The organism is Rouxiella aceris (genome assembly GCF_012933545.1).
GTDB classification, from domain to species: Bacteria; Pseudomonadota; Gammaproteobacteria; order Enterobacterales; family Enterobacteriaceae; genus Rouxiella; species Rouxiella aceris.
On record NZ_JAADJU010000003.1, the window covers coordinates 79255 to 91317 of the forward strand.

General features: G+C 56.0%; 11 protein-coding genes. 5 read left to right on the plus strand and 6 right to left on the minus strand.

Annotation, left to right across the window (positions count from 1 at the left end; translation table 11 throughout):
- Positions 1–15: 15 nt before the first annotated feature.
- The 6 genes from GW590_RS06405 to GW590_RS06430 are packed head-to-tail and all read right to left on the minus strand — an operon-like array spanning position 16 to position 6255.
- Entirely contained in the window at positions 16–894 is an 879-nt protein-coding gene (locus tag GW590_RS06405; protein WP_169402201.1) for an ABC transporter permease, read from the minus strand.
- 1 nt (position 895) lies between these two features.
- Positions 896–1840 (minus strand): ABC transporter permease, encoded by a 945-nt coding sequence (locus GW590_RS06410; protein WP_169402202.1) that lies wholly within the window; start codon positions 1838–1840, stop codon positions 896–898.
- Between the two features lie 26 nt (positions 1841–1866).
- Complete coding sequence (locus GW590_RS06415) at positions 1867–3384, minus strand: ABC transporter substrate-binding protein (RefSeq protein WP_169402203.1); 1518 nt, start codon at positions 3382–3384, stop codon at positions 1867–1869.
- Positions 3381–4499: an ABC transporter ATP-binding protein gene (locus GW590_RS06420; protein ID WP_169402204.1), complete on the minus strand. Its 1119-nt coding sequence runs from the start codon at positions 4497–4499 to the stop codon at positions 3381–3383. The genes GW590_RS06415 and GW590_RS06420 overlap by 4 nt, the downstream gene beginning before the upstream one ends.
- Positions 4496–5527 (minus strand): ABC transporter ATP-binding protein, encoded by a 1032-nt coding sequence (locus GW590_RS06425; RefSeq protein WP_169402205.1) that lies wholly within the window; start codon positions 5525–5527, stop codon positions 4496–4498. Before GW590_RS06425 ends, GW590_RS06420 begins: the two co-directional genes overlap by 4 nt.
- Positions 5527–6255, minus strand: a complete 729-nt coding sequence (locus tag GW590_RS06430) for a FadR/GntR family transcriptional regulator (RefSeq protein ID WP_169402206.1) — start codon at positions 6253–6255, stop codon at positions 5527–5529. The genes GW590_RS06425 and GW590_RS06430 overlap by 1 nt, the downstream gene beginning before the upstream one ends.
- A gap of 575 nt (positions 6256–6830) precedes the next feature.
- Here GW590_RS06430 and GW590_RS06435 point away from each other — a divergent pair.
- The 5 genes from GW590_RS06435 to GW590_RS06455 all read left to right on the plus strand — a co-directional run bounded on the left by GW590_RS06435 (position 6831) and on the right by GW590_RS06455 (position 12063).
- Positions 6831–7733: an ABC transporter substrate-binding protein gene (locus tag GW590_RS06435; RefSeq protein WP_169402207.1), complete on the plus strand. Its 903-nt coding sequence runs from the start codon at positions 6831–6833 to the stop codon at positions 7731–7733.
- Between the two features lie 13 nt (positions 7734–7746).
- The gene (locus GW590_RS06440; protein ID WP_169402208.1) at positions 7747–9426 is read left to right on the plus strand and encodes an FAD-dependent oxidoreductase; all 1680 of its coding nucleotides are present in this window, start codon (positions 7747–7749) and stop codon (positions 9424–9426) included.
- On the plus strand, positions 9423–10184 hold the full coding sequence (locus tag GW590_RS06445) for an SDR family NAD(P)-dependent oxidoreductase (protein WP_169402209.1): 762 nt from the start codon (positions 9423–9425) through the stop codon (positions 10182–10184). The genes GW590_RS06440 and GW590_RS06445 overlap by 4 nt, the downstream gene beginning before the upstream one ends.
- A 17-nt stretch (positions 10185–10201) precedes the next feature.
- On the plus strand, positions 10202–10975 hold the full coding sequence (locus GW590_RS06450; RefSeq protein ID WP_235955870.1) for an amino acid ABC transporter ATP-binding protein: 774 nt from the start codon (positions 10202–10204) through the stop codon (positions 10973–10975).
- Between the two features lie 170 nt (positions 10976–11145).
- Positions 11146–12063 carry an amino acid ABC transporter permease gene (locus tag GW590_RS06455; RefSeq protein WP_235955871.1) on the plus strand — a complete coding sequence of 306 codons (918 nt, stop codon included), beginning with the start codon at positions 11146–11148 and terminating at the stop codon, positions 12061–12063.

Below are 12063 nucleotides of genomic sequence, written 5' to 3' on the forward strand. Positions count from 1 at the left end.
CCGATAAGCAAGCGGTTAATCCGCGCGAGGGTCGAGGGCATCGCGCAGCCCGTCGCCCAATAAATTAAATCCCTGTACGGCCAAAAAGATAGCTAAACCGGGAAAGATTGACATCCAGGGGGACTGGGCCAGAAAACTGCGGGCGGTATTGAGCATCGCCCCCCAGGAGGCATAGGGCGGCTGCTGGCCAAGACCTAAAAACGACAAGCTGGCTTCGGTGATAATCGCCGAGGCAATCGCCAACGTGGCCTGAACCAAAATGGGTGACATAACATTGGGCAAAATATATTTCAGCATAATCCAGCGGTCGGGCAAGCCGATCGCCCGCGCGCCTTCAATATATTCTTCATTGCGGATGTTCATCACCTGGGCGCGGGTCAGGCGCGCAAAGATCGGCATGGCCGACAGGCCAATGGCAATCATGGCATTGCCCAGACTGGGGCCGAGAAACGCGCCGAGGGCAATGGCCAGCACCAGAAACGGACAGGAGAGCATCGCTTCAATCACCCGCGAGATAACACTGTCAATCCACCCCTGCCAGTAACCCGCCAGCAGCCCTAAAGGGACACCGAGAACAATGGCAATGGCCACCGACAGACAACCGGCCATCAGTGAGGTTCTCGCCCCCCAGAACAGTCGCGAGAGGATATCTCGTCCCAGTTCGTCGGTACCCAGCCAGTGCAATGCCGAAGGGGCTTTGCGCACTGCCATAAAATCGGCCTTGATCGGATCAAAGGGGGCGATCCACGGTGCCAGCAGCGCCAGCAAGGCAAAGGCGATGACAATTGCGGCGCCAATTACAGCGCTCTTGTTACGCAGAAACTTGTCCAGCACCCGACTGGCTGGCCGCCGGGTGACTAAAGACGAGGTCACAGCAAGGATAGCCTGGCTCATATTATCCCTTTCGCATACGTGGATTGACCAACACATACAACATATCGGCCAACAGATTCATTAGCAGAAAACCGACAGCGACCACCATGACCACCCCCTGAACCACCGCGTAGTCGCGGTTGAACACCGAATCGACAATCATTTTGCCGAATCCGGGGACGGTAAACACCTGTTCGCACAGCACCGCACCGCCCAACAGCTCGCCAAATAGCAGGGTGGTCAAGGTGATAATCGGCACCAGGGCATTACGCAGCGCATGTTTAAAAATCACCGTAGTGGCTAACAGTCCCTTGGCCCGCGCAGTGCGAATATAATCGGCTTTCAGCACCGCAATCATTGCCGCGCGAGTATGGCGCATCAAAGTGGCCGACAAGCCGGTGCCCAGCACGGCGGCTGGCAGGATCATGGTGCGCAGGTTCTGCCACGGGTTTTCGGCAAAGGGCACATAGCCGGAAGCCGGTAGCCACTGCAACTTCACCGAGAACAGCATAATCAGCAACACCCCTAGCCAGAAATGCGGGATAGAAATGCCCGACAGCGCCACAAAATTGGTACTGTTGTCGATCCAGCTGCCTTTATGGACCGCGGCGATGACCCCCATACCAATACCCAGCACTAAAGCGATCAGCATGGCCCACATCGACAGCTCCAGCGTTACCGGCAGCTTGCTGGCAATCAACTGCCAAACCGGTTCCTGGGTGCGCAGCGAAATGCCAAAGTCGCCATGCAGCGCATTGCCTACCCAGTGAAAATATTGGCTGGGAATAGGATCATCAAGATGATATTCCGCGCGCAGCTGGGCAATCACCGCCGGGTCGCGCTCTTCACCCGCCATGGCGGTTATCGGGTCTCCCGGCAACAGTTTTTGCAGTGAGAACACCATCAGCGTCACCAGGAACAGCGTCGGCACCGCAGACAGCAGGCGTTTAATCATAAGCTCTAGCATAGGATCCCCTTATTTCCGGCAGGCGATTACTGGGTCAGCGTCATACCCTGTAAGCGGATCAGGCCGTCAGGATAGGGGGTAAAGCCCGCCACTTTTTTACTCATACCGAAGATGCGCGGTTCAAAATAGAGATACAGCAGCGGCAAATCGATGTTCTCTTGCTCGACCACGTTTTTGTATAGCGCTTTACGCTGCGCGACATCGCTGGTCTGGCGTGCGTCCAGTAGCCATTGATCGACCTGTGGGTTGCTGTATCTGCCGTCGTTTAGCCCGCCTTTGCTCGACAGGAAAGAGTAGATACTGCCGTCGGGATCCGGGCGGCCAGACCAGCCAGACATACTCAACTGAAAATCACCGTGCTGTTGTTTATCCAACAAGGTAGCAAACTCGGTCATTTGCAGATTAAGGTTGATGCCTGCCTCGCTGACCATCGCCTGGATCACCTGGGCTACCTGCTGCGCGGTCGGATTATTGGGCACTAGCATGGTGATAGTCAGCGGTGTTTTGACCCCGGCTTCGGCCAGCAGAGCTTTGGCCTTGTCAATATTGCGCGCGCTAATGGGCACATCGGCATGATAAGGGCTGACCGGGGAGAAGGGCTGGTTGGCAGGCGTATATTGCCCGAGGAATACCACCTGATTAATGGCATCGCGATCGATAGCCAATGACAGCGCCTGGCGGACTTTTATTTCTTTGGCCAGCGGTGTGGCGGTATTAGTGCTGCCGTTGGCCATATTGACCGTCAAGCCCATATAACCCAGACCGGTTACTGAGGCCAGCGTCAGCTTGTTATCGCTTTTAACGGTTTTAACATCGGTGGCAGCAATACCTTCGGTAATATCCAGATCTCCCGCCTGCAGGTTGGCCAGGCGCACCGAGGCATCGGGGATCGGTAAAAAGATGATTTTGTCAAAATGGTAGGCGTCTTTGTTCCAGTACTGATCAAAGCGTTTCAGTACGATGCGGTCTTGCTGCACGCGGCTGACAAATTCGTAAGGGCCGGAGCACACCGGATGGGCGGCAACGTTGCCTTTGGCGGTAGCCTCCGGGGCCATCATGGCACCGGCGCGGTCGGTCAACTGCATCAACAGCGCCGCATCGGCATTTTTCAGATGCAGTTTAACGCTGTAAGGCCCGGTCACTTCCACCGACTCAATGGAGGAGATTTCGCTTTTACGCAGCGAACCGCTCTGCGTCAGATAACGCTCAAGATTATATTTCACCGCGTTGGCATCAAATTTCTCGCCGTCGTGAAACACCACGCCTTGCCGCAGATTCATGCTCAGGGTCTTGCCATCAGCACTGGATGACCAGTCGGTGGCCAGCCCGGGAACAATGGCCAGATGCTGGTCGACATCCACCAGGCGGTCGCACAGGGCACCGAAGACAAAGCGGCCATAATAGGTGCGCGCCGTGGCGGGATCGAGCTGATCGGGATCGCTGCCGAGTCCAATGCGCAATACGCTTTCAGCCTGTGCAAAACCGCTGCTGGTCAGCAATATCAGCGCGCTTAACGACGCGGACAACCTTGGGCGAAATTTCATGGTGTGCTTCCTTCAGGGAGAGTGGAGATCAAGGGAGAGGGAACCAGCTGCTGGCTGGCTTGTTCAAACAGAGCGCGTCGCAGGATAAACGCCGCCGACGGTGGCGGAACCAGCACGGCGGTCCTTGAGCGTTGCAGCTCAGTCCAGCGATGACAGGCTACTTGCCGAGAATCACCCACATTTTCCAGCGGCGGTTCCACCTGACGGCACTGCTCGTTGGCATGGGCGCAGCGGGTGTGAAAACGGCAGCCGCTCGGCATATTGCTCGGATTGGGCATATCACCCGGCAACAGATCTACCGGACGTTTAACCCCCGGCGACAGCAGGGGGGCCGAGGCGATCAGCGCTTGGGTGTAGGGATGCAGCGGCGCATCAAAAATATCGTCGACACTGGCCAGCTCAACGATTTGCCCGAGATACATCACCGCCACGCGATCGCTCATATGACGGATCACCGCCAGACCGTGGGCGACGATAATCATCGTCAGGCCAAATTGCTGTTTCAGGCTCTCCAGCAGATTGACGACCTGGGCCTGCACCGAGACATCCAGCGCCGATACCGGCTCGTCACCGAGCAACAGTGTTGGCTGCGATGCCAGCGCACGGGCAATGCCAATTCGCTGCCGCTGACCGCCGGAAAACTCGTGGGGATAGCGGTGGCTAAACGCCGCGGGAAGCCCGACGGTGGTCAATAACTCTTTCACTCTTGCCTGTCGGTCCTGGGCATTCGGCAGGATATTGTGCAGCCATAGCGGTTCAGCGACGATCTGTTCCACCGTCATTCGCGGATTAAGCGAGGCAAAAGGATCCTGAAAAATAATTTGCAGCTCGCGGCGCAGCGGCTTCATTTGGGCGTTCGACAGGCGACTGATATTTTCGCCCTGATAGAATACGTCACCTTCCGAGGCGCGCAGCAGTTGCAGCAGCAGGCGGCCCAGTGTCGATTTCCCCGAGCCTGACTCGCCGACAATTGCCAGGGTTTCGCCGTGGAAAATACGCAGTGAAACCCGATCGACGGCCAGCACCTCGGACGCTTTATGAAACAGCGAGCGCGGCCCTTTAAACACTTTACTGAGCCCGACGGCTTCGAGGATCGGGCGCGGGGGAACATTCATGGCATCGTCTCCACGGTAGGGTGCAAGGTAAAGTTCTGTTCCAGGGGGGCATTGAAACAGGCCACCTGATGGCTGCCGGGCAATACGCCGAGGGCGGTGAGTGGCGGACGCTGCTGATCACAGCGATGATCGGCAAAGGGACAACGGGTGGCAAAGCGACAGCCTGCCGGCATATCGGCGGGCAATGGCAACGCGCCGGGAATGGTGGCCAGTTTGCCCTGACGTGATGCCAGCGAGGGCATTGAACCCATCAGGCCGATGGTATAAGGGTGTTGCGGATCGTTAAACAGTTCACTGACCGTTCCCTGTTCAACGATCTGTCCGGCGTACATCACGGCCACGCGATCGGCCACTTCGGCCACCACGCCAAGGTCGTGGGTGATCAGCAGCATGGCGGTGCCGCTGTGCTGTTGCATGCGACTAAGCAATGCCAGGATCTGTGCCTGAATGGTGACATCCAGCGCGGTGGTCGGCTCGTCGGCTATCAGCAGTTTCGGCTGGTTAACCAGCGCCATGGCAATCATCACCCGCTGACGCATACCGCCGGAAAGTTGGTGCGGATAGGCGTTGATACGCAGTTCCGGTGCCGGGATCTGGACTTGCTGCAATATGGCCAGTGCTTGTGCCAGCGCCTGGTTTTTATCCACCCGCTGATGACGCATTACTGCTTCGGCAATCTGTTCACCCAGAGTCAATGCCGGATTCAGCGAGGTCATCGGCTCCTGAAAAATCATGGCAATATCCTGGCCGCGCAGATCGGCATATTGCCGCTCGCTTAGTTGCAGCAGAGCATGGCCGTCAAACTGAATATTGCCCTGTAACACCTGGGCAGCAGAGGGTAACAAGCCCATCAGCGCCAGTGAGGTGACGCTTTTGCCACAGCCGGACTCACCCACCAGTGCCAGCGTTTCCCCGGCGGCCAGCGAGAATGAGATGCCGTCGAGTACGCGGCTGGGGCTGCCGCGAAATTGCACCTGAAGAGTTTCAATGGTCAGTAAAGGTGTGGCGCGGGTCGCGGGTCGATCCATCAGGCGGCTCCTTCATCATCATTATTGAGCGTGGACATAAAGGCATGCTGCAAAAACAGCAGGTGTTCACGCATCACGCTGGCTGCTTCCAACGGCTGGCGTGCCGCGATGTGTTCAACAATGCGGCGATGATGCTGGTCGTAAATATCCAGCCGCTCTTGATTACGGGCCTTATCGCGTACCGCCTGCCAGCTGGCATCGCGGCGAATGGCGTCAACGGCATCGAACAGCCCCAGCAACAGTCGGTTACCGGCGGCATCGGCAATGGCGCGGTGAAAGGCGCTGTCCCATAGCTCGATCTGATCGGCATCGTCCGCATGCTGACTATGGATCCGTTCCAGCAAGCGCCACATCAGTTGGATCTGTTCCGGGGTGGCGCGCAGTGCGGCATATTTTGCCAACCCCGGCTCAATTTGCAGACGGGCTTCCATGACCTCCAGCAAATTTGACTGGCGCGGCAGCGTTTGCAAACTCAGCGGCTGCGCCGGGGCTTTCGGGCCGATAAAGGTCCCTTTCCCCTGTTTACGCCAGATACGACCTTCTTCTGCCAGTACGTCGAGGGCACGACGGATCTCCCGGCGACCGACGCCAAAACGCAATACCAGATCCCGTTCCGGTGGCAGCGGTTGCCCCTCGTCGGGATGCTGTTCCAGCAACTGGCGCAGTTGCTCCAGTGCGGAATGAGAATTTCCGCGAGGTGGGTCCAGATGGTCAACGATCTCTGACATGACAGTTTCCTGACAGACAAGGTGAAGGATAAATAGTGGATTGCATAAATCGAACCAATTTTTATTTGGTTCAAAAAAAGTTGCCGTTAGCAGATAAAAAAAACCGGGTCGTGGCGGTTCGGGAGACTGTCATTTTTGATTAAATAAAAAATTAAATAATATTAATCATGGTGATAGATGAGTATTTGTCGTGATAACAGCGGCTGGATATAAATCACACCGGCTATTTTTAGTTATCAAGCCAGCACCTGGGGTGAATCATTAAAAATAAGGTTCGCACTCTGGCAGCACCGTGCTTTGCCCCAAATTGGTCAGATTTTGATCCTGTTTTGCACCTTGTTGGGGATTGTTCTCATTTGTGCTTGAGTGGCGAGTAAATATACAAAACGGTCAAGGCGCATACAGACTGTTAATTAATCGGTTAGTTAAATTTGGCATGATGGTTGCAAAGTCCATAAGCCGCGCCGTCGGTGCCAGTTCGGTAAGAAATTCGTCAGGACGTTGATTTACATACTGCTTTTTACACACACCAGGTTTTTTAGCAATGGCAACCTTTACTACCGGAGTCTAAAAGCATGAGAATGAAATCTATTGCAGTGTCTGCCTTGTCGTATCTCTGTCTCATCTTCAGCAGTGTTTCGGCCATCTCTCCGGCGTTGGCCGCTGAAGCCCCTCTGGAAACCAACGCCGAGCTGCATGCGCAGCTACCGGCCAAGATCCGCGCCAGCAAAGTGATCAACCTGGTGACGGATGCGCACTATCCCCCTTGCGAATCTTTTGCTGAAGACAATAAGACTATGGTCGGTTTTGAGCCTGATCTGTGGGATGCCATGGGACAAGTGCTGGGGGTCAAAATCAAGCCGGTCTCCATTGATTTTGCCGGGCTGATCCCCGGAGTAAAAAGCGGTCGTTATGATATTGCGGTGGAATGTATCTCTGACAGTCTGGAGCGCGAAAAACAGGTCACCTTTGTTGACTATGCCTATGCGACCAACGAGGTTTATACCCTGGCCAGCAATAATAGCGTGCAAGGCGATCCCTTGACCCTTTGCGGCCTGAGTGCCGGGGTGCAAACCGGCACCGACTTTGAACATGCCATTAATGAGATCTATACCCCGAACTGCGTCAAGCAGGGCAAAGCAGCGATAAAAACGGTCACGTTGCCATCGGCGGATGCGGTGCTGCTGGCGCTGTATGCCGGACGCGTCGATTTTGTGCTAAATGACGCAGCGGCGGCGGGTGAAATCAAGAAAAAGGCACCTCATCCTATTCGCACTCTGCAGATGCCTCTGATGCCGAAATACTATCTGGGCATTGTCGTGGCCCATGAAAATGATGCTCTGGCACAGACCTTGTTAAAAGCGCTGGAGGTGCTGCACGCAAACGGTACCTACGACAAGATTATGGCCAAATGGCAGCTGTCTGACGTCCGGCTCGACAAACCCGGCATCAATCTGATGAAAACCAACCCAATCTGATCGAGGCACATTTATGTTCCACGTTGCAGATAAAGGGCAGTGCGCAGATCGTTCAGAAAGCTGCGATGTATTGATTATCGGTTCGGGGGGCGCCGCGCTTAGCGCGGCACTTCGCGCGGCGGCGGCAGGTTTATCGGTCTTGATCGTCGAGAAAAGTCCGCTGCTGGGCGGTACGACCGCCATGTCGGGTGGCGCCACCTGGGTGCCGGCCAATCACTATGCGCGCCAGGCGGGGATAGCTGACTCGCCGGAGGAGGCGTTGTGCTATTTGCGCGCCAGCGCACCGCCAGGCTGGGCCGCGACCGAAGAGCCGCTGTGGCGCGCCTTTGCCTATGCCGCCGGCGAGATGCTGGCTTTTGTCGAACAATATTCGCCGTTGCGCTTTGCCTTGACCGACGAGGGCGATCCGCTGGCGGCCTTTCCCGGGGCAAAAACCTGCGGTCGCATGCTGGCCCCTTTACCCCTGGCGGCAAGCTGGCTGGGTCAGCGCGGCCTGAAGCTGCGGCCATCGCCTTTACCCCAGTTTTATACCTACCACGAGACCATTACCGAGGATATCTGGCACCACCCGATCGCCGTTGCCTGGCGCTTGTCGCCGAGTTTGTTTTGGCGCTTTGCCCGCCGTTTGCGTACCAAGGGCGGGGCGCTGATCACCGGTCTGCTGGCCGGTTGCCTGGCGCGGGGTTGCCGTATTGTCACTGAGGCGCAGGTCGACAGCCTGCGAGTGGCGGACAGCCATCGGGTGATCGGCGCGCGTTATCGCCATCGGCAGCAGTGGGTGGAGGTTAATGCACGTTGCGGCGTGGTGATCGCCAGCGGCGGTTTTGAAGGGGATAGCGACCGTCTTGGGCGGCATTTCCCGGGGCCGGTGGATTATATCTGTAGCCCGCCAACCAATACCGGTGATGGTCAGCGAATGGCCGAGGCGATAGGCGCGCAAATGGCGCATATGGATCAGGCCAATATGGGCGGCGCAGTACCCTGGCGTTATCAGGGGCAACCTTATGGTTTATCGGTCTATTTTCATTACGAACCTAATGTGATTTTGGTTAATCGCCTGGGGAAACGCTTTACCAACGAGTTTATTTTCAATCTGGGCGAAGTTCTCGATAGCCGCGATAAGCAGGGAATGCCACAACATCTGCCCGCCTGGCTGGTGGCGGATAGCCGCTTGCTACAACGCTCGCCGATATTGCGTCTGATTGTCCTGCGCCATCGCGACTGGATGATCAAAGCCGATACGCTGGAGGCCCTGGCGGCCGAGTTGTCGCTACCCACTGACAGTCTGTCCGACACTATTGCGCGCTTTAACGGTTTTTGCGCCCAGGGAATTGATGAAGATTTTCACCGTGAGCGCGCCACTGCTCATGGTAAAGGCGATAGCCGTTTTCACGGCGGCCTGCTGGCCATTAACCGGCCACCTTATTTGGCGGTGCCTTTTAATCGTTCGTTTCTGGCCACCAAGGGCGGTCCGCGCACCGATGAGTATGGTCGCGTACGCCACCGTGACGGCGAGATTATCCACGGCCTGTTTTGCGCCGGTGTCGCCATGGCCAATCCCATTGGCAGTCGGGCTGTGGGGGCCGGGACGACCCTTGGACCCAATCTGACCTGGGGTTATATCTGCGGCCGCACCCTGGCTGAACAGGCCGGGAAAATGCCGTCGCGATGTCATAAGGAGCCCGCATCATGAGCGATCTGCAACACAACGTCGCGCTGGTCACCGGCGGCGGCAAAGGTATTGGCCGGGCTGTCTGCCTTGAGCTGGCGGCCAATGGCGTCAAAATTGCATTGGTTTATCGAAGCGATCGGTTGAGTGCCGAAAACACGGCGCAGGAAATTATCGCGGCGGGAGGTGAAGTACGCCTCTATCAGGCCGAACTTACCGATCGCAGTAGCGTCAGCCAGTTGGTGGCCACCCTGATCGCAGACTGGGGGGCGATTGATATTCTGGTTAATAACGCCGGAGCCAGCGCCGGAGGCAGTCTGCTGGCGTTGAGTGACGATCGTTGGCAGCAGGTATTGCAGTCCAATCTCACCAGCTGTTTTATCACCAGCAGTGAAGTCGCCAAGGTGATGCTCAATCGCGGCGGCAGCATTATCAGCATTGCCGGGGCCTCGGCACACCGTTGTTATCCCGGAGCTGGGGCTTTTGGTCCCAGCAAGGCGGCGATCGTCAATCTAACCACCCAGATGGCAATGGAGTGGGCCCGCTACGGTATTCGCGTCAACGGCGTTAGCCCCGGTCCGATCCGCGAAGCGGACAGTGGTTGGCAAGCGCAGGAGCCGCTGCTTGCCAGAGAGGTGGCGACCTTGCCACTAAAACGCGCGGGCACGCCACAGGAAGTCGCCAAAGCCGTGCGTTATCTTGCCGCCGATGCCGGTTATACCACCGGCCAGATGCTGATTGTTGACGGTGGCGGTTTTTGCACCTGGTATCTGGCACCTTGACTTCAAGAGGCACCCCTATGACAGCAGGCACTATTCCGGCCGTCGAAGCACGGCAGGTCATTAAATTGTTTAACGGTATCGAAATTCTCAAAGGGGTCGATCTGACCATTGCCAGCGGAGAAGTGGTGTGTCTCATTGGCCCCTCCGGTTCGGGAAAATCGACCTTTTTACGCTGCCTTAACCATCTGGAAAAAATTGATGGCGGCTCCTTGCAGGTTTTTGGTGAATGGATCGGTTATCGGCAAGTGGGGGACCGGCTGCATAGTTTGAAAGAGTCGGAGATCGTGCGTCAACGGGCGCGCATCGGCATGGTTTTTCAGCGCTTTAATCTGTTTGGCCATATGACGGCTCTGGAGAATGTTATCGAAGCGCCGATGCAGGTGAAAAAAGTCCCTCGCCCCCAGGCGATAGCCGAGGCGCAACAACTGCTCGATCGCGTTGGCCTCAGCCACCGTTATCACGCCTATCCGAGCGAATTGTCCGGGGGGCAGCAGCAGCGGGTGGCGATTGCCCGTGCGCTGGCCATGAAGCCGCAGATCATGTTGTTCGACGAGCCGACCAGCGCACTGGATCCTGAACTGGTGGGGGAAGTGCTGGATGTGATGCGCAGTCTGGCAGAAGAAGGAATGACCATGGTGGTGGTGACCCATGAAATGGCCTTTGCCCGTGAAGTCTGTAGCAAGGTGGCCTTTATGGATAACGGCGCGATTATTGAAACGGACACGCCGCAGCGTCTGTTTAGCGCGCCAGCGCATGCCAGGACCCGCGATTTTCTCACGCGTGTGCTTTAAGGAACTTGCCATGAAAATCGCGATAAAAAAATGCGTAAAGCAGGTTGATTTGTGTTCAGTTAAATTATAAATTTAATTAACTGATTAATTAAATCGGTGCTGAATTGGTGGCTTTCATCGCCCTGATCCCACACCGGCTGTCCTTCCTTCAGATTGAGTGAATGAGAGAAATGATGACAGATAATCAGCATCCACAACGCCTTGGGTTGGCACACAAAAACGCCATCTCGCCCCCAAAGGCGGCGGGGAACAGCGTCGCCACTCAGCCATTGACCGTAGTGTCGCCGCGCTATTACGGACGCTGGATATCGCTGCTGGTCGCCCTGGCACTGGTGGTGATGGTGGCACACTCGATGATCACCAATCCCAATTTTGCCTGGGCCACGGTGGGGAAATATTTGTTCTCGCTGACCATTCTACAGGGGCTATGGGTCACGGTGTGGCTGACGCTGGTTATTATGGCACTGGCGATTGTATTAAGCGTGATTTTGGCGGTGATGCGTCTCTCCCCCAATCCGTTATTTAGCGGCTTTAGTCGCGGATATATCTGGTTCTTTCGCGGAACGCCGGTGCTGGTGCAATTAATTTTCTGGTACAACCTGGCCGCGTTATATCCCACGTTCAGTATCAGCTTGCCATTTATGCCAGTGATTTATACCAGCAGCATGAATGACTTAATTACTCCCTGGACTGCTGCGATATTGGGACTGGGGTTAAATGAAGCCGCTTATATGGCGGAAATTATTCGCGCCGGTATTGCCTCGGTAGATGATGGCCAGCAGGAGGCAGCGCGGGCGCTCGGTATGCAAAAGACGCAATGGCTAAGACGCATTATTTTGCCGCAGGCGGTGCCTTTTATTATTCCACCCACCGGCAACCAGGTGATTGGCATGCTGAAAAGCACTTCGCTGGTTAGTGTAATTTCGCTGTCAGACTTATTGTATTCCGCGCAGGCCATCTATTCGCGGACTTATGAAAATATCCCGTTATTAATTGTGGCCTGTATTTGGTATCTGGTCGCCACCACGGTATTAAGCGTTATCCAAAGCAAAGTTGAACGATATTTCCAGAAAGGCAAACGCCGTTAA

Coding starts and splice junctions, on each gene's coding strand:
- GW590_RS06405 (WP_169402201.1), bottom strand. CDS start 894: ATGAGCCAGGCTATCCTTGCTGTGACCTCGTCTTTAGTCACCCGGCGG.
- GW590_RS06410 (WP_169402202.1), bottom strand. CDS start 1,840: ATGCTAGAGCTTATGATTAAACGCCTGCTGTCTGCGGTGCCGACGCTG.
- GW590_RS06415 (WP_169402203.1), bottom strand. CDS start 3,384: ATGAAATTTCGCCCAAGGTTGTCCGCGTCGTTAAGCGCGCTGATATTG.
- GW590_RS06420 (WP_169402204.1), bottom strand. CDS start 4,499: ATGAATGTTCCCCCGCGCCCGATCCTCGAAGCCGTCGGGCTCAGTAAA.
- GW590_RS06425 (WP_169402205.1), bottom strand. CDS start 5,527: ATGGATCGACCCGCGACCCGCGCCACACCTTTACTGACCATTGAAACT.
- GW590_RS06430 (WP_169402206.1), bottom strand. CDS start 6,255: ATGTCAGAGATCGTTGACCATCTGGACCCACCTCGCGGAAATTCTCAT.
- GW590_RS06435 (WP_169402207.1), top strand. CDS start 6,831: ATGAGAATGAAATCTATTGCAGTGTCTGCCTTGTCGTATCTCTGTCTC.
- GW590_RS06440 (WP_169402208.1), top strand. CDS start 7,747: ATGTTCCACGTTGCAGATAAAGGGCAGTGCGCAGATCGTTCAGAAAGC.
- GW590_RS06445 (WP_169402209.1), top strand. CDS start 9,423: ATGAGCGATCTGCAACACAACGTCGCGCTGGTCACCGGCGGCGGCAAA.
- GW590_RS06450 (WP_235955870.1), top strand. CDS start 10,202: ATGACAGCAGGCACTATTCCGGCCGTCGAAGCACGGCAGGTCATTAAA.
- GW590_RS06455 (WP_235955871.1), top strand. CDS start 11,146: ATGATGACAGATAATCAGCATCCACAACGCCTTGGGTTGGCACACAAA.